The organism is Bradyrhizobium sp. BRP22 (assembly GCF_020194175.1).
GTDB lineage: Bacteria > Pseudomonadota > Alphaproteobacteria > Rhizobiales > Xanthobacteraceae > Bradyrhizobium.
In genome coordinates this window covers 16491-35053 of the sequence record NZ_JADYVX010000054.1, presented here as the reverse complement: position 1 = coordinate 35053, position 18563 = coordinate 16491, and the positions used below count along the sequence as shown (strand labels likewise).

Sequence of the window (18563 nt, the reverse complement as noted above, 5' to 3'; positions counted from 1 at the left end):
GCGTTTCGGCGTCCAACAATGACGGGTGGGGGGCAACCGTGGGGTTCACGCTCCCATTGAACATCCCGGCGGAGGCGCGCTGGTCGAAACCTAATATCTTGATATGATGGGAAAACGGACAGAATCCGGCCATACCGACGGAAACACCCGGCCATCTGCTCGGGAGGAGCTGTCTAGTGCCACAGGGATCCACGATCTGCATCGTTGACGATGACGACGACGTGAGGGAAAGCATATCGAGCTTTTTCCGCTCGGTAGGGCTGCACGTTGAGAGTTTTGGCGCGGCCGAAAACTTCCTGGAGTCGTCCTCCATCGCGAATGTCGACTGCGTCATCACGGATTTGCACATGCCGGGCATGGACGGGCTCGGCCTGCACAGGGAACTGCGGCGCCGGGGAGTCGGCGTTCCCGTGATCGTGATGACGGCCTATTCGACGCCGGAGGCGCGCGCCGAGGCAAAGAGCCTTGGAGCCGCTGCTTTTGTCGACAAGCCCGTCGACCCCGAGATTCTGCTCCATGACGTGGAAGCGATCCTGGGCGACTCTTCGCAAGCAGGACCTCCCCCGACAGTCCAATGACCCGGTCCTAGACAGCATGAGTGCACCACCGAATTCGATCAGCACCGCCCTCATCTGCGTCGTCGACGACGACACCGACGTGCGCAATTCGCTCAGCAGCCTGCTGCGCGCCGTCGGCTACTCCGTCGAGACGTTCGCCGGGCCGAGCGAATTCCTGGCCTCCGATGCCATCAACTCCGCGTCCTGCCTGATCCTGGATATCCGGTTGGGAGAGGCCGACGGGCTCGAATTCCAGAAGGAACTGGTCGAGAGTGATGCTTCCATCCCGGTGATCCTGATCAGCGGATACGGGGACATCCCGATGACCGTCCGCGCCATGAAGGCCGGCGCGATCAATTTCCTTCCAAAGCCGTTCGAAGAGGAAGCTCTTCTCGCTGCCGTCGAAGAGGCCGTCTCCCGCGATCAGCGGCGGCGAGCGGAAGTGCAGCGCGATGAAAGCATCCGCCTGCGCTACGATTCTCTGACGCCCCGCGAACGGGAAGTCATGGGTCTTGTCACGGCAGGGCTGATGAACAAGCAGGTCGCCTGGCGCCTGTCGCTGAGCGAGATCACGGTGAAAATCCATCGCGGCAACATGATGCGCAAGATGCAGGCCAAATCGCTCGCCGAGCTCGTGCGAATGGCCGACTTGCTTGGCGTGCGGCAGGCGCCGCCCAATGAGCAGCCGGTCCGCGACAATTAGAGCGTTTTCGAGCGAAGTGGACGCCGGTTCGCATGACGAAAACGCGTCAAAGCAAAAAAAAGCTCTGAGCGTTCTCTTTCGCTCGTGTTTTCTATCGCTCGTGCAGACGCATCCAGCGAGCCACGTCGTCGACGACTTCGGCCTCCAAGCCATAATAGCCGTGCGGCGACAACGATCCGCATGGCCGCTTGGTCGCGACGATACCGCCGGCCACCATGAGAACCTTCACGTTGGGGGAGCCTGTCATCGCCGCGGCGATTCTTCGGGCATCGCCCGGTGGCGCCACCGTGCAGCGGTCGTCGCGGTTGGCGACGATGAGAGCCGGAATGCGCACGGCCTCTGGCTGCGCATCGAATACGGTCTCGTGACTGCCTCCGATGCGGGAGACCGATTCCGTCAGCACCACGCCCGCAAGCGCGCCCGACTTCGCGTGTGCAGCGCCGTTCATTGCCGCAATGGAGCCCTGGCTGGTCCCGAGCAGGAACACAGGCGCCCGTGACTGCTCGGATGCGAAGCCGATCAGGTCGTCGACAATTTCAGCATAGCGAGCAGAACTGCGTTCACCTCTTAAGTTGGCGTGGTCGATCGTATCAGCGATCACCACGGCGATGCCCTTGTCCGTCCACAGCGTTCGCGAGCGCACCACGAAATTATCCGGATGACGGATCGCGCCATCGCGTGCAATGCCGAGATCGCCGGCGCCTCCCGGCAGCATGATGATGGTGGCCCAGGGATGCTCGGGTCTCAGGTAGAGGACGCGTTGATGGCCTGCCGTTAGCGGAAGGTCAATGACGCGCTCACGACGCGCATCGGATAAGGGCTCAGCGGAGGCAGGAGACAGGACGAGCGCTGCAGCCACGAAAAGACAACGCAGAGCCGGCGTCCCGAACACCCGAACTCCGTGGTCACGACAGGACATTCGATTCTCGAAGCAGGTGTTCTGGATGCCGGCCAATCGCTTCTTCCATAAGCGACTCTACATTGCGATACGAGACTGAGTCGGGTCCTGTCTTCTGCTGACAACGCGGTCGTATTGCCGTTGCATGACCATCTCCGAGCAGCATTCCGCATCTAGGGAAACCAAACTGCTTCGGCTTGCCAGCGAATTCAGCGGAGCTTGGTGGACGTGGCGCAGGGCAGTGTCGTCCTTGGCCTCGATTCCGAACGAATGAGACGACGCTGGCAGCCACGAGACCAGGAGAACCGCGAGGCGCCTGAGAACGAAATTTTTCAATCGACGGTTCATGCTATCCACGCTCCCGGTTGCCGGGCCACTGCAATGCTTCGATGCTGTGTGTTTTACGAAGGGCGCGGGATATCGTCGATTATACTGGTTGGTTAAGTCGCGCAGTTCTCGCGACATGCGCGGGTCGTGTCGTTTAATACCAAGGTTTAGGAGCCGAACGTCGCTGCTTGGCTATTTCGATGCGGAAGGTGCGCAGGGGTGGGCAAAGCGAAGCGTGCCCACCACCAAGCACTCCGCTCGTAACGGTGGGCACGCTTCGCTTTGCCCACCCTGCAGGTCGGCATCGTCGCGACGGGGTCTTCAGATCGGTCGGGGTCCCTCGAGGGCTCGCTCCTCAGCGCCAAATCGCCTGTAGGACTGGGCCAGGGCCTCTGCAGGCCTGCCTTCCCGCCACTTCAGCGGCGTTTGTCCCACGAGCCGCTTGAAGACCGTAGTGAAGTGCGCCTGGGTGCTGAACCCGACACTCAGCGCGATCTCGACGATCGGTTTGTCGGTCGTCCGCAGCATGTCCTGTGCCGTCGAGATACGCTGCTTCAGCAGATATTGGTGCGGCGTCAGTCCCGTGGCGCGGAGAAACAGCGCGGCAAAATGCATGCGGCTCAGCCGGGCTGCCGCGGCCATATCTGCCAGCGTCACTTTCTCGTCGAGATGCTCAGCCACGTATTCCACGACGCGCTTGAGGCGCCACTTCGACAACCCGCCGTCCCGATTGGCCTGCACAGGCGATGCCGGTTTCGCATCGGCGCTGATCATCCTGGCCACAGTGACCAGCCTGATGGCGTCCGCGTAGATTCCTCCGAACTCCGACTGATCTCGCTCCGCGGCGGCCAGCGCTTCGGAGAGCCTGCGCACCACTGGATCCTGATCCATTCGCGCTTTCGGCACCTCGCGGATTGCCTTGCCCGCGAGATTGTTGAAGCTCAGTGACGCCTCCACGTCCCTTCCCACTCCGAGGATATGAAGAGCGCGCTCGATTTCAGGCGCTGCGGCATTCGCCGTATGTCCTCCGCCAGTCGGTACGACCCGTACCGAAACGCCGAGATGCTTGAGATCGATGCCAATGACTGGATTGTCCGGCCGTGCTGTTTGCTGAGCCGATTCTCGGACTGCCGTCGGCGAGCGATTATCCAAAACTTCGGCTGCAGACATCGATACGGATCGCTCACTGAGGAGCTGTGCGGCATGGCACGACATATCTGGCCTCCTGAAATCTCAAGATCGACTGACGTCGACTATCGGATGGCCATCAATATGGACGGCTTTGCCTCACGGTGGTGTCATACATTGGTATGGATCGTGAGTAGTAACGAGCGCCTAATCGGAGATGCTTCACGATGAGCTGACGGAAGCGTCCCGGGGAGCTAGCAATACAGTCAATGCAGTCATTGAAAAATTCGAGTGATGATGTCGCGCGGAAGTATTTTAGCAAAACCTTCGTCGACCAACGCTGCGATCAATCGCGCACCGTTTGCGTCGTTGGGATAGCGAGAGGCTGTCCTTCGGACAAACACGGCTTCGGTCGACGGGAGCGAATCATGCCCATCGCGGCTTGGCCGCTTTGAACGATTCTAAGTCGTATGGTAGAGCGGACGGAAGACGTCGGGAGCCTGCGTTCGCCGGAAAGATCGCGCGCGTCCCATGCGAATCGTGCCCTGGTTCAATGCGCCTACAAAATCTTGATGAGTCCGCGTTGGCACGGCGCATTCAACGATATTTGATGCCCGATGCGCTCGCTGAAATGTGTGCTGTAGCGCGGAATACTGTGCTCTATACCCCGCCGCCAGGGGGCGTCGGGAGAGACGCAATGAATTTGAATGCCGCAATTGCCGCGGCTAACCGCAACGGTCGGCCGGAACGTAGTGAAGTTGGCGGAGCCGGCGGGAACGGATCCGATCAATCCGCACGGTCCGATCAAAACCTGAGTGCGGAGCGCGGCCAGCCGACATGCCTCGTGGTCGAGGACGATCGCACCATGCGGCACCTCGTGATGAACTATCTCGAGGAGCACGACATTCGCGCGCTGTCCGCGTCCGGGCGGGACGAGGTGACCGGCCTGCTGGTCACGCGCGAACCTAATCTCGTGATTCTCGACCTGCGGCTGGGCCAGGAAGATGGTCTCGATCTGCTGCGCGAAATCCGTTCGCACTCCGACGTACCCGTCATCATCACCACCGGCCATCGCCGCGACGAGATTGACCGCGTGGTAGGCCTGGAGCTTGGTGCCGACGATTACATCACCAAGCCATTCGGCCTGAGGGAGCTCTTGGCGCGGATCCGCGCGGTGTTGCGCCGGCGCGAAACCGGACAGACCGCGCCGCGTGATCCGGAGAAGGGCCGCTATCGATTCGGCGGCTGGCAGCTCGATCGGCGCAGCCGGCGTCTTTCCGATCCGAACGGCACGCAGGTCGCACTGACGAAGGGTGAATACGCGCTCCTTGTTGCTTTCCTCGATGCGCCGCAGCGGCCGCTCTCGCGCGAGCAGCTTCTGCAGGCCACTCGCGTGCACGAGGACGTCTTTGACCGCAGCATCGACGTGCAGGTGCTCCGTCTGCGACGAAAGTTGGAGAGCGATCCGAGCACGCCGAGGGTCATCCTGACCGAGCGCGGCGTCGGCTATGTGTTCGCGCTGCAGGTCGAGCGGCTCTGAGGATGGCCAATCGCGCCATGCGGCGGATGGCCGCATATCCTGACATGAGGCCCCTGATATCCGGACCAGCGGGCGCGGCGGGTTCCATTACAGCCGTAGCCTTTAAACTTAGGGCTGGAACGCTGCCGCAACATGCGTGCGGCAATCTCTCGAGGGTGAAAAATCCTCGGGAGACGTCAATGAAGTTGGACAGAAAGAAATTGCCCGTCAGCCGCTGGCCGACCGGTCGCCGCACGAGCGCGGTCCGCCGACATCAGATGCGCGCGGTGACCACGCATGCGAGTCCGGCCGGCGAGCGGCCGTCCGCGAATGATGCATTGTGGTGGCCTTCGCGGCTGATGCTGAAAGTCGTCGGGACCTGCGCCGTCTGCAGCGACCTCGCATTCCACAGCGTCATTCTCTCGGTGATGTCCTGGACCGTTGCCCAGGTGTTGGAGGGTTGCTCCGCCTATGCGCAAGGCATGTATCCCTATGCGCTCGAGTCCGACGACCTGCGCGGCCACCATTCGTCTGCGCTCATCGAGTTGCGAAGCCTAGAAAGCCGCGGCGATGCCGGGAATGGCAACATCGCATATATGGAAAGACCCGGGAATCGTCGGGAATGATGCGGTTATGGTTGCTGACCGGATATCGGCGAAGCCGAGCTGATTTTGCGGCTGCGCATGCGCCCGCCATGGCGGGAATGCTGCGCGCGCGCCGCTGGCCGCCATGGGCCTGCGCAGCGCTCCTGCTCATTGCCACCGGTGCAGCCACACAATCTATTCCGACCGCTCCAACGTCGCGCCCAATTCCCATCGCCGATCAGGAGCCGATCACGCCCACCCCAGAGCCTCCTGCGGCCGATCCGCTCAAGCTTGCCCTCGGAGAGCGGCTGTTTTCGGACACCCGATTATCGAATGACGGGAAGCTGGCGTGCTCCTCTTGTCATGACATCAGTACCAATGGCACTGGTCGCAGATATGCGACGGTGAGACATGACGGTTCGAATGCTCCATTTGACACGTTGACGATCTTCAACGCGGCGCTCAGTTTTCGCCTGAACTGGGAAGGCAATTTCCGCACGCTCGAGGCGCAGGCCGAATCGTCCCTGGAGAATCCGGCCAATATGGCCACCAGTGTGGAGGATGTCGTCGCCAGGCTGAATGCCGATCCCGAGATGGTGCGGCAGTTTCGCGCCGCCTACGACCGCGCGCCGGACCGGGCGAGCTTGCTCGATGCACTGGCGACCTTTGAAAAATCGCTGGTTACGCCGGGAAGCCGCTTTGATCTCTGGCTCGCCGGAGATACGTCCGCATTGTCAGCCGCCGAACTTCGCGGCTACGGAATATTCAAGTCGTTTGGCTGCATCTCCTGTCACCAGGGGGTCAATGTCGGGGGCAACCTGTTCCAGCGCCAGGGGATATTTCGTCCCCTGGTTCACGCGAAACCCGATGTCGTCCGCGTGCCGAGCCTGCGCAATGTGGCGACGACGGCGCCCTATTTTCACGATGGCAGCGCGGCCACGCTCGAGGAGGCGGTGCGCAAGATGGGCGCAGCGCAGCTCGACCGCAGCTTGACGGATGAACAGGTCTCCTCGCTCGTCGCGTTCCTGCAGACGCTGACCGGAAACTACCGTGGCGAGCCCGTCAAGGGAGCGCCGCCATGACGCCGATTCGCGCGATGGCGATCGTATTCGCGCTCGTCCTGCTGCTGACCTGGCTGTCGCTGCGCGCGATCAATCCGGAAGCCGAGAGGTTCGATCGCGCGCTCGGCGAGCTCGATCGATTTGCGATGCTGGACAGCTCGCTCTATCGCGACGTCTTCACCGCGCGCGCCGGCAATTTGCGCAACTACGATCCGCTGGTCCGCGAGATCAATGCGCTGCACAAATCGCTCGACCGCTTGCGGCAGGCGGCGGCGATCGACGCCGAGACGAGCGAGGCGGTGGACCACCTCGAGGCGTCGCTCGCGCGGCAGGAGGAACTGGTCGAACGATTCAAGAGCGACAATGCGCTGCTGCACAATTCACTGACCTTCTTCGAGCGTTTCAGCCTTCACGCGACGTCGGCCGATCTCGGGCCTTCGATCAGCGCCGCGGCGGCGGCGATGCTGCTGCTCACCCTCGACACGTCGGACAGCGCGGTACGCGAGGTCAAGGAGCGACTGGACAGGCTCGCCGATCAGGCCCGTCCGTTCGATGGCGATGTCATCGGACCGTTGCTGGCGCATGGACGGCTGCTCCAGGGACTGTTGCCCGCAGTTGATGGCGTGCTGAAGGAGATGCGGGCGATCCAGCCGAGACTCGAGCAGGATCAGCTCCGCAGCCTGCTGCTTGTGCGGCAAAACGAGTCGAGAGCGATGGCACGGGAGTTTCGCTGGCTGCTCTACGTGACCTCGCTAATCCTTGTCGCGTTCCTGGTTCACCTTGGCCTTCGCGTGCGGTCGCATGCCAGGGCGCTTGAACGGCGCGCGACGTTCGAGCATGTGATCGCGGGCATTTCGATGCGCTTCATCGACGTGCTGCCGGAGAACCTGGATGGCGAGATCGAACGGGCGCTCGCCGACTTGATGCTGTGCACCGGTTGTGACCGTACCTATGTCGTGTGGTCCGGGGCCGCTCCCCGGCTGTACGGCTGGTCGAGGGCGGGCAAGGACTTTCCACCCGGCTGGCCCGAAGGCGCGCCGGCACTTGCGGCTCGGTTCGCGCCCGTGGTGGACGGCGTGGTCCACATCCCAAACGTCAATTCCTTGCCGATCGGCCAAGACAGAAGGGCGCTGACGGACGTTGGCCTCGGTGCATGGGCCTGCGTGACCGGCGTCGACCAGGAGGGCACCAGCGTTGCGCTGGGGTTCGATACGATCGGTCGCCCCTGCCGCGTGACCGATACCGTCGAACTCAGCCTGTTGCGCATGGCGCTCGATATCATCATGTACGCCGTTGGGCGGCACGCGATGGAACGGGAACGATGGCGCCTCGAGGAGCGCCTGCAGCAGGCGCGCCGCATGGAGCGGATCGGTACGTTCACCAGCGGCATCGCCCATAACTTCAACAACATCCTGGGCGGGATCCTCGGCCACTCCGAAGTGATCGAGGAGCATCTCGGCCAGAACAACCGGTTCGCGCAGAATCTTCGTGCCATCCGCCGCGGCGCGGAGCGGGCGCGCGATCTGGTCGAGCAGATCCTCCTGTTCGGACGGCACCGCGACGCGCGCCGCCGGCCGCTCAGCGCGCACAGCCTGGTGACGGAGGCGGTCTCGCTGCTGAATGTCTCGCTGCCCGCCAACGTCGATCTTGCGATCCGCGAGCCGCTCGCGACCGCGATCGTGTCCGGCGAACCCGCACAGTTGCAGCAGGTGATCCTCAACCTCTGCAACAATGCCGCGCAGGCGATCAACGATCACGGCCGCGTCGAGATAGCGATGGATATCCGCGAAATCACCGAGGTCCGCTCGCTCAGTCACGACACGCTGCAGCCGGGCCGCTATGTCTGCATCGTGGTCACGGATAGCGGCCGCGGCATGGACGAGGCGACACTGGCGCGGATCTTCGAACCGTTCTTCACCACGCGTTCGTCCGGAAATGGCCTGGGGCTCGCGACGGTACGCGAAATCGTGCATGAGCATGGCGGGGCGATGAACGTGCAAAGCGTGCCCGGCAAGGGCAGCCGCTTCGAGGTTTGGTTGCCTTGCGTGGCGATGGCTGCGCCGGTATCGGACATCAAGCCGGCGATGCTGCCGGTGGGAAAGGGCGAGACCGTGCTGATCGTCACCAGCGATCAGGCCCGATTGCTGCGAGACGAGGAAACGCTCGCGGCGATCGGCTACGAGCCGGTCGGATTCGGTACAGCCGCCGCTGCGTGTGCCGCCTGCAGCGCCAAGCCCGACCGGTTCGATGCGGCGATCGTCGGCTATTTCGGATCGGCGGCGGCATCGCTGGAAGCGGCGGCGGCGCTGCACGCGGCGGCGCCACATCTTCCGATCGTGCTGGCGGCGAGATCGACCGAAGAGATCGGAGCCGACACGTTGGTGACCGCCGGCATCAGCGACGTCGTGCATTGGCCGCTGGTCACGTCGGAAGTCGCGGCCGCGCTCAGCAATTGCTCGGCACGCAAGGAGCCGGAGGCAAAGCCGCAGGTCCGCTCATTGCGTGCCTCACGCGCCGACCCCGCGGACGCGGCTGCGGGCTCTCCATCGCTCTCCTCGCGGATACGGCGTCCGATCGGCTCGCGGCGGCAGCCCTATGCCAAACCGTAAGCTTACGCCAACATGTCGCGCACCAGCGGGACCACCTTCTGACCGTAGAGCTCGATGCTGCGCATCAGTCTTTCGTGCGGCAACGGGCCGGCCGAGTATTTGAGCTGGAAGCGCGCGACGCCGAGCGCCTTGACGGTGGCGGCGATCTTTCGTGCGACCGTCCCGGGTGAGCCGACATAAAGCGATCCGTGCTCGGCTTCGCGCACGAACTCGTCGCGGCCCATCGGCGGCCAGCCGCGCTCCCTGCCGATGCGGTCACGCATGGTCTTGTAGTCGGAAAACAGCTCCTCGCGCGCCTGCTCATCGCTGTCAGCGACATAGCCCGGTGAATGCACGCCGATCGCCTTGGCCGGGCGGTCGAATTGCTTGAAGGCGCGGTGGTAGAGTTCGACATAGGGCGCGAACCGTTTCGGGTCGCCGCCGATGATCGCGAGCATCAGCGGCAGGTCATAATGCGCGGCGCGCACCACGGATTCCGGGCTGCCGCCGACGCCGATCCAGGTTTTCAGCCGACCATGCTCGATCGGCGGAAACACGAGTTGATTGCTCAGCGGAGCGCGCAGCTTGCCCTGCCAGGTCACCGGCTCCTGCTTCAACAATTCGGCGAACAGGTCGAGCTTCTCCTCGAACAGCGCTTCGTACTGGTTGAGGTCGAAGCCGAACAGTGGAAAGGATTCGGTGAACGAGCCGCGGCCGAGGATCACCTCGGCGCGGCCGTTCGATGCCGCATCCACCGTGGCGAAGCGCTGGAAGACGCGGATCGGATCGTCCGAGCTCAACACCGTCACGGCGGAGCCGAGCCGGATCTGCTTCGTCCGCGCCGCGATCGCCGCGAGCACCACTTCGGGCGCGGAGATCGCGAAGTCGGCGCGGTGGTGCTCGCCGAGGCCGATGAAATCGATCCCAAGCTCGTCGGCCAGGACCGCTTCGTCGATGACGTTGCGGATCACCTGCGGATGCGGCAGCGGCGCGCCGGCGTCGTCACGGGTGACGTCGCCAAAGGTGTCGAGCCCAAATTCCAGCGATGTAGTCATTTGTCATATCCGGTTTGGCACGGCCGGACGCGGCGTGCCGAAAGCTTCCAATCCAGGCGAGGGGAGGGCCGGCCCGGATGGGCAGGCGTCGGTTGGCGTGCTTGCGACATAGTGACTGGTCAGTGACTGGCAAGATCAGGCCGCGAAACACTTGGTTTCCCGCATTTTGTCCGAGTATCGCCCGTCGGCACCATCCGGCCAGGAACCCGGCTTGCGCTGGAGCGTTTCAACCGACCGGTGGGAGCAGATGAACGTTCGGATAGCAAAGGTGCAATCGGCCGAGACAATATCGCTGCCCCGCAGCTCGTCCGTGCTCGTTCCGGGCGACACCATCTGGAAGACATGCGACGCGGATCGTGTCGCGGTGCTGAACGACGCCGCGGAGTATTTTGGCGCCCTGCGGGAAGCGCTGCTGCTCGCCGAGAGACAGGTCTTCATCATCGGATGGGACATCCACTCGGAGACGCCGCTGGTCGGGCCGTCAGGCACGGCCGACGATGGCTTGCCGGATACGCTGGGTCCGTTCCTCAAAGCGCTGGTCGAGCGGAGGGACAGCCTCGACATCAACATCCTGGTCTGGGATTTCGCCGCGCTCTATGCCCGGGAGCGGGAGCGCCATTCGACCAGGAAATTAGCCAGCCCCACTGGCCGCATCCGTGCCTGCCTGGATTCCAGCCTGCCGCTCGGCTCGGCGCAGCACCAGAAATTCGTCGTGATCGACAATTCCATCGCCTTCGTCGGCGGGCTCGACCTCACGATCCGGCGCTGGGATACATCCGAACATGCGCTGCATCATTCCCTTCGCAAGGATCCGGCCGGCGTTGCCTATCCTCCCTTCCATGACGTGCAGTGCATGGTGGATGGCGCCGCGGCGAGCGCGCTCGGCGAACTCGCGATCAGGCGCTGGAAGGCGGCGGGCTGCGGCACGATGCCGATCGCCATCAGCGATGTCGAGCGATGGCCGGGCTCGGTGGTGCCAGAGGCCGAAAACATTCCGCTCGGCATCGCGCGGACGGAGCTTGGAACGAGCCTCACACCTCCGGTGCACGAGGTCGAGCGGCTGTTCTATGCATCGATCGCCGCGGCAAGGAAGCTGATCTACATCGAGAATCAGTTCACGAGCTCGGCCGAGATCGCCGAGGCGCTCGCAAACCGGATGCGCGAAGTCCCGGACCTGCGTGTCCTGATCGTCACTCCCAAGCGGCATGCATCATGGCTGGAGTCGCGGACCATGCAAAGCGGCCGCGGCGACTTCGTCGGTCCGTTTCATCGCGCCGACGTCGCCTCGCGTGTTCGCATGCTTTACCCGTTGACACGAGATGGCGACGATGCAAGTCCCGTCATGGTTCACAGCAAGCTCATGACGATCGATGACGAATTGCTGCGGATCGGCTCGTCCAACATCAACAACCGCTCGATGGGGGCGGATACCGAATGCGACCTGTGTTTCGAGGCCGCCAATGACGAACATCGCCGGTTCATCCGCGATGTACGACATCGCCTGCTGGCGCATCACTGCGGCCTCAGCAAAAGCGCAATCGAAGCCAGTGAAGAGTGCCTGCTTGAATTCCTCGATGCGCATGCGGCATCGCGCGCCGGGAAGGTGCTGCTTCCCGTGGATCTGGAGGATGCAAGGCTTGGTCCCTTCACCGAGATCCTGCAGCCGATCGCCGATCCGAAGGAGCCGCTCGATCTGCAGCGCGCGGCGGACCGCACATGGACGGCGAGGACCATGGCCGTCGTCCTAGGGATCATCGCCTCGCTTGCGCTGCTGACGCTGGCCTGGCGTCACACGGCCCTGAGCAGCTACACCGATATCGGTTATGTGACGGGGTTGATCGGAAAGTACGCGCAGTCGCCGCTCGGCCCGCCCGCCGCCGTTCTTGCGTTCGTCGTCGGCGGCCTCGTGGTGTTTCCTGTCGTCGTCCTGATCGCCGCGACCGCCGCCGCGCTTGGGCCGTTGAAAGGGTTTGTCGCGGCTTCCGTCGGCGTGCTGTTAAGCGCCACCTTGCTGTTCTTCATCGGGCGCTTTCTCGGCCAGGAGCGGCTGCAATCGATGCTGGGACGCCGCGCACTGCGCGTCCAGGAACGCATCATCGGCAAAGGCGTGCTCGCGATCGCGATGATCCGCATGGTGCCCGTGGCGCCGTTCTCGGTGGTGAACGTGCTTGCCGGCGCCAGCCGCCTCAGGCTGACTGATTTCCTGATCGGGACCGCGCTCGGAATGGCGCCTGGGATCATCGCGATGGCCGCGCTCGGTGCACAGATCGCCGACTTTGCGAGGCACGCCTCCTGGTGGAGCGCGCTGCAGCTTGGATTGATCATCGCGATCTGGCTGCCGCTGTGTCTCGCGGCGCAGTTCGTCGTCACCTGGTTCGCGGGGCGGCGCAGGTGACCGAGGTGATCCGGGTGATGACCTGGAACGTGCACGGCACGTTCAACCTGAACAGCCGGTTCGATCTGGACGGCGTCTGCTCGATCCTGCGCAAATGGTCGCCCGATATCGTGGCGCTGCAGGAGATCGATTCGCGCGGCACGACCGAGGATCCGTTTCAGCGGCTGGTCGGCGTCATCGGTGCGCATCGCGTGGAAGCGCGTTCGATCGTCACCGAGGACGGCGACTATGGTCAGGTGCTGCTGAGCCGCTATCCCTTCATCGGCTCCCCTGTCATCACCGACGTGTCCTATCAGGAGCGCGAGCCGCGGCGCGCGATCTCCGCGATGGTCGATACGCCCCTCGGTCACGTGTCGGTCGTCGCGACGCATCTCGGACTGAGCATTCATGAAAGGCATGCCCAGGCGCTGGCGCTCGCCGATCTCGCCAAGGCGCCGCGAACCATCGTGCTCGGCGATTTCAACGACTGGTTCTGGGTGAAATCGGTGCGGCGCGTGCTGGTCCGGCATTGCCCGGTGCGCACGCGCTTGCGAACCTTTCCGTCGCGCCTGCCGATTTTTCGTCTCGATCGCATCTATGTCGATCGTGACGGCGACATCCTCAAGGCCTGGACCGATCGCGAAGCGAGGCTTTATTCGGATCATCTTCCCGTCATGGCGGACATCGTGTTTGGCGGGTAGGCGTGACGCGTGCAAAATCATTCCGTCCCTTTTTGAGGACCGGCATAGAAGGCGCATCGCGCCGCGTTTGTAAATTTGGATACCCATTTCATTGACCAGAATGGGTTTTCGCCGGATATTCGATGCAGCAGGTTGTGCTGCTCGAGGTTGCCGCATGAGAGCAAGAGACAGGAAAGTGGTGGGCGAGATGCGCAAGCGCATGACCCGCCGCTGTGTCTCGGCGGTAACCGGAGCCTGTTGCTGAGTCCCGCCTAGTTACCGACCTCAATCATGGATTCAGACGGGAGCGCCGCATCGGCGGCGAATGAGCACGCATGTCCAAAGCCTATGTCATCGAAGTTTTCAACCGGACTGCCGGCATCGTCGTGGGCGACGAGCGCGGCTTCAGGTTCTTCTCCTCCGAACGCGCCTTCGACAGCCTCGAGGGCGGTCATTTCGGCTCGGCCCGCGCCGCGGAGCGCGCGGCTCGGGCGCTGATCGAGGCACGCCGGCGTCCCGACAATCGAACGGCATTCACGGCCGCATTCTGACCGCGCAGGAAAGGATGACTCATGACCACAAGACGAACCATGTTCGTGCGGCTTGGCCTTGTTGCAAAGCCTGTGAAGGTTCCGACGCCGTTTGGAAGCGGACGTCGGGTTCGTGACATGACTGACCCGCCGCTGCTTCCTGTTGACAAGCAACTGATCGGGTGGAGCCTCGGCATCGGCGTGGTAGCGCTGATGATCCTGGTCGTGATCAACCGCCTGGTGCCGATCGGGGTGTAGCGGCGAGGTCACCTCTTTCGCTTGCCGAGAGGGAGCGCAGCAATCCTCAATGCGCGCCGCCGGGAGCGGCGCCGCCCTTCGGCTTGCCGGTCAGGAGGATCGCGATGCCGGCGAGCACCAGCACGAAGCCCAGCACGGCGAATGTATCGCTATATCCGAGCACCAGCGCCTGGCGCTTGACGGCGTTGCCGAGCGCGATGATCGCCTGGTGTCGCGCGACGGCCGGATCGGAGATGCCGTGGGCCATGAAGTAGTTCGTCATCCCGGCGATGCGCTCGCGCACCACGTCGCGCGCGAGGTCGACGGACTGGCCGATGATGTTGGAGTGGAACTGCTCGCGCTTGGTGGCGATGGTCGCAAGCAGCGCGGTGCCGATCGCGCCGCCGAGATTGCGCATCATGTTGGAGATGCCGGAGGCGGCCGCCGCATCCTGCGGCGCGACGCTGCCGAGGCTCACCGCGCTGAGCGGCGCCAGCATCAAGGCCTGGCCGATGGCGCGCACGATGTTGGGAACGAAGAGCTGGTCGCCGGCATAGTTGAGCGACATCTGGGTGTTCATGAAGCAGCTTGCGGCGAACAGCGCCATTCCGACGAAAGCGATATAGCGGGCGTCGAAGCGCTGCATCAGTTTCGGCACCAGCGGGATCAGGATCAATTGCGGCAGACCGGTCCAGGCCAGCACCTCGCCGATCTGCTCGGCGTTATAGAGCTGCACCTGGCCGAGATAGGCCGGCAGCAGATAGACCGAGCCGAATAGCGCAAAACCGACGAACACCGCCGATATCGTCCCAAAGCCGAAGCTGCGCTGGGCGAGCAGCCGCAACCGGATCAGCGGCTTCTCCACGACGAGTTCGATGATCACGAACAGCGACAGGCTGACGGCGGCGACGATTGCCAGCTTCACGATGAAGGGCGAGCCGAACCAGTCGTCCTTGTTGCCCTCCTCCAGCACCGTCTGCAGCGCGGAGAGGCCGATCGCCATGGTCGCGATGCCGAGCCAGTCGCCCTCGCGCAGCAGGCCGAGCTGCATCGGCTGCCGTTCCAGCGTGAAATAGAGCATGGTCACCATGATCGCGGTCGGCACCACGTTGACGAAGAAGATGGTCTGCCAGCCGTAATTCTCGGTGAGATAGCCGCCGATGGTCGGTCCGATCGCCGGCGCAAAGGTCACCGCGATCGAGAACATCGCGAGCCCGATCGGCTGCTGCACCTTGGGCAGCTTGGTGAACACCAGCGTGAACGCCATCGGGATCAGCACGCCGCCGAAGAAGCCCTGCAATGCGCGCATCGCGATCATCGACGGCAGGTCATGGGTGAAGGCGCAGGCGACGGAGAAGATCGCGAATAACGTCGCATGGCCGATCATGATCCTGCGAAAGGAGAACACGCGGCTGAGATAGTCGGTGAGCGGGATCACCACGATCTCGCCGATCAGGTAGGACGTCGAGATCCAGGAGCCGTTGTCGACGCCGGTGCCGATGCCGCCCTCGATGTTGAGCAGCGAGGCGTTGGTGATCTGGATGTTGAGGATTGCCATGAAGGCGCCGATCATGGCGGCGAACACGGAGACCCACACCGTGGTGCTGGCGCGATCCGGGTTGGCAGGGACCGCACGGGGCAGGGGCGCTGCGGTTAAGGTGAGGTCCGACATGGCATCACCTCTGCGCGATCGAAGTGGCCGGCTTCGGGGCAGCCGGTTGCTGCACCACCTCGTCATGGGACCGCGTATCGATCGTCGGGATCACCGACATGCCCGGGCGCAGTTCGACCGGCGTCTGGTCGAGCATGATCTTCACGGGGATGCGCTGCACCACTTTGGTGAAATTGCCGGTGGCGTTGTCGGGCGGCAGCAGCGCGAATTCCTGGCCGCTCGCCGGCGCGAGTGAATCGACATGGCCGTGCACGACCTCGCCGGGGAACATGTCGACGGAAATATCGGCCTTCTGTCCCTTGCGGACATCGGTGAGCTGGGTCTCCTTGAAATTCGCCACCACATAGGCGCCGGTCGCCGGCACCAGCGACATCAGTTGCGTGCCGGCCTGCACGAACTGGCCGACCCGCAGCGTGCGGTTGCCGACCACGCCGTCGATCGGTGCTGTGATCGTGGTGTAGCCGAGGTTCAGCTCGGCCTGCTGTTCGATCGCCTCGGCGCGCGCGGCCGCTGCCACCGCTTGCGTGATCTCCGCCTTCAGCAATTCGACCTGCCTTCGCGCGGAAGCGAGGTTGGCGATGTCGCGCTGCACCGCGGCTTGAGCGCTGGCGTGGCGCGATTGCGCCTGTTGCGCGTTCTGCACGCTGCCATAGCCTGTCGTGGCGAGGTCGGTGTAGCGTTTGTTCTCCTGCGCGGCGAAGGTCTGCGTCGCGGTGTCGACATCGAGCGTCGCCTTCGCGGCCTCGATCACCGCCTGCTGCACATCGAGCTGCGCGCGCTTGCTGGCAATCGCAGCGTGGCCGGCTTCGACATCGGCCTTGGCCTGGTTCAGCGCCACCTTGAAATCGCGATCGTCGATCCGCGCCAGCACCTGGCCGGCCTTCACGCGCTCATTGTCGCCGACCAGCACCGCGCTGAGATAACCCGAGACCTTCGGCGCGATCGTGGTGTTGTCGGCTTTGACATAGGCGTCGTCGGTGGAGACGAGAAAGCGACCGACGGTCCAGTAGTCCCAGCCGTACCAGGCAGCGCCCGACAGCGCGGCGATGGCGATGCCGGCGAACGCGACCCGCCGCAGCTTGCCCTTGATCGACGCTGCCGCCGTTGGGGCGGGAACGACCGGCTCGGGCATCGGCGCGAGCCGTTGCACTTCCGCGGCCGATATCGGGCGTTCGACCTCGAGCGACGGGGAATGCTGGTTCATGATTGCCCTCCTGCTCATCTATCCCCTTGCCGGAACTGGATATTTTCCGCTGAACGGCGCGGGGCAAATTAGGAAACTTGATGTTTTCCAAAATAGGCCCCATATTGGGTCTGTCAATGGAATGACAGGCGTCATCTTAAAGCATGGCTCGGATGGCATGACGGTCACGACAAAGCGGGGCGGGGCGGACAAAGGCGGCACGGCGCCCGCGCGTCGCAGCCGCGGACGGCCGCCGCTGCGCTCCGATGATGAAACGCGCGCGGTGATCTACGAGGCGGCGCGGCGCGAATTTGCCGCCGGCGGCTTCGCGGCGACCAACATGGACGATGTGGCGCGCCGCGCCGGCGTCTCGACCAAAACGCTCTACCGGCTCGTTCCCGGCAAGCAGGCGCTGTTCGAGGGGATGGTCGTGGACCGGATGGACCGGTTCGTCTCAAACGTGCGGCTGCGCGCCTGCGACGGCAGCAACATCAAGGGCGCGCTGCGCGAGGCTTGCCTTGCCTGTGCCGAGCTCATCCTCGACGGCGAGGTGATTGCGCTGCAGCGTCTGATCCTCGCCGACAGCGACAGATTCCCTGATATAGCCGAGACCTTCTACAAGAGTGCGATGCGGCGAACGGTGGCCACGCTGGCAAACTGGCTGCGGACGCAGCATGAGCGCGGCCTGATCACGCTTCGGGATATCGATGCGGAGGCAGCGGCCGGCATGCTGCTCGGCATGCTTATCTTCGAGCCGCAGCGCGCAGTCGTGTTCGGCCGCCAGGCGCCGCCCAATCGTGCTGAACTCGAGGGTCGCGCCGAGGCCTGCGCGACCCTGTTCCTCGAAGGATGCGCTGTCCGCCGCTGACGACAGCATGATCGGGAAAGTGGGATACCAGCTTCCCTCGCGACGGCCGCGATGCGCTTGCGCGAAGATTCGGGCTCAAACAAGAAGATAAAGCCGGATGACGCTTCGAGGAAAAATCATCCCGCTCTGGCCGGTCCTGTGGAGGCCTGTCCCAATTGGGTCCATGCGTGGAACTTCGTGCGGGGTTCCCGGTTTGTCAAAACTGGGGACGGGCGTCTTCGTCACGGCACGGACATGGCTCGCATAAATTTCGTTTGGACCTCGGTCCTGACAATTCTCCTCGTCGTCCCAGCGGGAACCCCGATGGCACGCGATGATGGACGCTACTCCAACTCACCACTCAAACCCTGGTTCGATAGCTTGAAGAGCAAGCTCGGGCCTTGCTGTTCGGACGCCGACGGCGTCGCGGTGGCCGATCCGGATTGGGAATCGAAGGATGGGCATTACCGTGTCCGTCTGGAGGGACAGTGGATCACGGTGCCTGACGAGGCCGTGATCACCGAGCCGAACCGCGCCGGCCGGACCATGGTGTGGCCGATGAAAGGCACCACGGGAATCACGATCCGCTGCTTCCTTCCGGGCAGCATGACTTAAGGGTC

17 protein-coding genes are annotated in these 18563 nt (G+C 63.6%); 12 read left to right on the top strand and 5 right to left on the bottom strand.

The annotated features are described in order from the left end of the window. Positions 1–176 precede the first annotated feature (176 nt). Both I6F35_RS37160 and I6F35_RS37155 read left to right on the top strand, forming a co-directional pair. Positions 177–578: a response regulator gene (locus I6F35_RS37160; protein WP_225122592.1), complete on the top strand. Its 402-nt coding sequence runs from the start codon at positions 177–179 to the stop codon at positions 576–578. A gap of 16 nt (positions 579–594) precedes the next feature. Continuing rightward, entirely contained in the window at positions 595–1260 is a 666-nt protein-coding gene (locus tag I6F35_RS37155) for a response regulator (RefSeq protein WP_225122591.1), read from the top strand. Positions 1261–1351: 91 nt separating this feature from the next. Here the strand turns inward: I6F35_RS37155 and I6F35_RS37150 are convergent, their stop codons facing one another. Together I6F35_RS37150 and I6F35_RS37145 are read right to left on the bottom strand one after the other, a co-directional pair. Further along, positions 1352–2215, bottom strand: a complete 864-nt coding sequence (locus I6F35_RS37150; protein ID WP_225122590.1) for an alpha/beta hydrolase — start codon at positions 2213–2215, stop codon at positions 1352–1354. 591 nt (positions 2216–2806) lie between these two features. After that, positions 2807–3655: an AraC family transcriptional regulator gene (locus I6F35_RS37145; protein WP_225122589.1), complete on the bottom strand. Its 849-nt coding sequence runs from the start codon at positions 3653–3655 to the stop codon at positions 2807–2809. Between the two features lie 655 nt (positions 3656–4310). On the opposite strand from I6F35_RS37145, the gene I6F35_RS37140 reads away from it, so the two are divergent. From I6F35_RS37140 to I6F35_RS37125, 4 genes are all read left to right on the top strand, one after another. Then, positions 4311–5153 carry a response regulator gene (locus tag I6F35_RS37140; protein ID WP_225122588.1) on the top strand — a complete coding sequence of 281 codons (843 nt, stop codon included), beginning with the start codon at positions 4311–4313 and terminating at the stop codon, positions 5151–5153. A 179-nt stretch (positions 5154–5332) separates the two neighbouring features. Then, complete coding sequence (locus I6F35_RS37135; protein ID WP_225122587.1) at positions 5333–5758, top strand: hypothetical protein; 426 nt, start codon at positions 5333–5335, stop codon at positions 5756–5758. Between the two features lie 77 nt (positions 5759–5835). Then, a complete protein-coding gene (locus I6F35_RS37130) occupies positions 5836–6798 on the top strand; it encodes a cytochrome c peroxidase (RefSeq protein ID WP_225122586.1) in 963 nt (320 codons plus the stop codon). Continuing rightward, on the top strand, positions 6795–9386 hold the full coding sequence (locus I6F35_RS37125) for a two-component system VirA-like sensor kinase (protein ID WP_225122585.1): 2592 nt from the start codon (positions 6795–6797) through the stop codon (positions 9384–9386). The genes I6F35_RS37130 and I6F35_RS37125 overlap by 4 nt, the downstream gene beginning before the upstream one ends. A 2-nt stretch (positions 9387–9388) precedes the next feature. Here I6F35_RS37125 and I6F35_RS37120 read toward each other — a convergent pair whose 3' ends face one another. After that, on the bottom strand, positions 9389–10420 hold the full coding sequence (locus I6F35_RS37120) for an LLM class flavin-dependent oxidoreductase (RefSeq protein WP_225122584.1): 1032 nt from the start codon (positions 10418–10420) through the stop codon (positions 9389–9391). A gap of 247 nt (positions 10421–10667) precedes the next feature. On the opposite strand from I6F35_RS37120, the gene I6F35_RS37115 reads away from it, so the two are divergent. The 4 genes from I6F35_RS37115 (at position 10668) to I6F35_RS37100 (ending at position 14262) form a co-directional block, all read left to right on the top strand. Continuing rightward, on the top strand, positions 10668–12815 hold the full coding sequence (locus I6F35_RS37115; RefSeq protein ID WP_225122583.1) for a VTT domain-containing protein: 2148 nt from the start codon (positions 10668–10670) through the stop codon (positions 12813–12815). Further along, positions 12812–13495 (top strand): endonuclease/exonuclease/phosphatase family protein, encoded by a 684-nt coding sequence (locus I6F35_RS37110; protein WP_225122582.1) that lies wholly within the window; start codon positions 12812–12814, stop codon positions 13493–13495. Before I6F35_RS37115 ends, I6F35_RS37110 begins: the two co-directional genes overlap by 4 nt. Before the next feature lie 314 nt (positions 13496–13809). Continuing rightward, entirely contained in the window at positions 13810–14025 is a 216-nt protein-coding gene (locus tag I6F35_RS37105) for a hypothetical protein (protein ID WP_225122581.1), read from the top strand. Positions 14026–14046: 21 nt separating this feature from the next. Then, positions 14047–14262 (top strand): hypothetical protein, encoded by a 216-nt coding sequence (locus I6F35_RS37100; RefSeq protein WP_225122580.1) that lies wholly within the window; start codon positions 14047–14049, stop codon positions 14260–14262. A 46-nt stretch (positions 14263–14308) separates the two neighbouring features. On the opposite strand, the gene I6F35_RS37095 is transcribed toward I6F35_RS37100, so the two are convergent. Both I6F35_RS37095 and I6F35_RS37090 read right to left on the bottom strand, forming a co-directional pair. Beyond that, positions 14309–15913 carry a DHA2 family efflux MFS transporter permease subunit gene (locus tag I6F35_RS37095; RefSeq protein ID WP_225122579.1) on the bottom strand — a complete coding sequence of 535 codons (1605 nt, stop codon included), beginning with the start codon at positions 15911–15913 and terminating at the stop codon, positions 14309–14311. A 4-nt stretch (positions 15914–15917) separates the two neighbouring features. Next, positions 15918–17117: an HlyD family secretion protein gene (locus I6F35_RS37090; protein WP_225122578.1), complete on the bottom strand. Its 1200-nt coding sequence runs from the start codon at positions 17115–17117 to the stop codon at positions 15918–15920. 157 nt (positions 17118–17274) lie between these two features. Here I6F35_RS37090 and I6F35_RS37085 point away from each other — a divergent pair, with 157 nt between their 5' ends. Both I6F35_RS37085 and I6F35_RS37080 read left to right on the top strand, forming a co-directional pair. Further along, positions 17275–17964, top strand: a complete 690-nt coding sequence (locus tag I6F35_RS37085; protein ID WP_225122577.1) for a TetR/AcrR family transcriptional regulator — start codon at positions 17275–17277, stop codon at positions 17962–17964. 234 nt (positions 17965–18198) lie between these two features. Continuing rightward, positions 18199–18558 carry a hypothetical protein gene (locus I6F35_RS37080; RefSeq protein ID WP_225122576.1) on the top strand — a complete coding sequence of 120 codons (360 nt, stop codon included), beginning with the start codon at positions 18199–18201 and terminating at the stop codon, positions 18556–18558. The last annotated feature ends 5 nt before the right edge of the window (positions 18559–18563 follow it).

Coding starts and splice junctions, on each gene's coding strand:
- I6F35_RS37155 (WP_225122591.1), top strand. CDS start 595: ATGAGTGCACCACCGAATTCGATCAGCACCGCCCTCATCTGCGTCGTC.
- I6F35_RS37145 (WP_225122589.1), bottom strand. CDS start 3,655: ATGTCTGCAGCCGAAGTTTTGGATAATCGCTCGCCGACGGCAGTCCGA.
- I6F35_RS37140 (WP_225122588.1), top strand. CDS start 4,311: ATGAATTTGAATGCCGCAATTGCCGCGGCTAACCGCAACGGTCGGCCG.
- I6F35_RS37135 (WP_225122587.1), top strand. CDS start 5,333: ATGAAGTTGGACAGAAAGAAATTGCCCGTCAGCCGCTGGCCGACCGGT.
- I6F35_RS37130 (WP_225122586.1), top strand. CDS start 5,836: ATGCTGCGCGCGCGCCGCTGGCCGCCATGGGCCTGCGCAGCGCTCCTG.
- I6F35_RS37125 (WP_225122585.1), top strand. CDS start 6,795: ATGACGCCGATTCGCGCGATGGCGATCGTATTCGCGCTCGTCCTGCTG.
- I6F35_RS37120 (WP_225122584.1), bottom strand. CDS start 10,420: ATGACTACATCGCTGGAATTTGGGCTCGACACCTTTGGCGACGTCACC.
- I6F35_RS37115 (WP_225122583.1), top strand. CDS start 10,668: ATGAACGTTCGGATAGCAAAGGTGCAATCGGCCGAGACAATATCGCTG.
- I6F35_RS37105 (WP_225122581.1), top strand. CDS start 13,810: ATGTCCAAAGCCTATGTCATCGAAGTTTTCAACCGGACTGCCGGCATC.
- I6F35_RS37100 (WP_225122580.1), top strand. CDS start 14,047: ATGACCACAAGACGAACCATGTTCGTGCGGCTTGGCCTTGTTGCAAAG.
- I6F35_RS37095 (WP_225122579.1), bottom strand. CDS start 15,913: ATGTCGGACCTCACCTTAACCGCAGCGCCCCTGCCCCGTGCGGTCCCT.
- I6F35_RS37090 (WP_225122578.1), bottom strand. CDS start 17,117: ATGAACCAGCATTCCCCGTCGCTCGAGGTCGAACGCCCGATATCGGCC.
- I6F35_RS37085 (WP_225122577.1), top strand. CDS start 17,275: ATGACGGTCACGACAAAGCGGGGCGGGGCGGACAAAGGCGGCACGGCG.
- I6F35_RS37080 (WP_225122576.1), top strand. CDS start 18,199: ATGGCTCGCATAAATTTCGTTTGGACCTCGGTCCTGACAATTCTCCTC.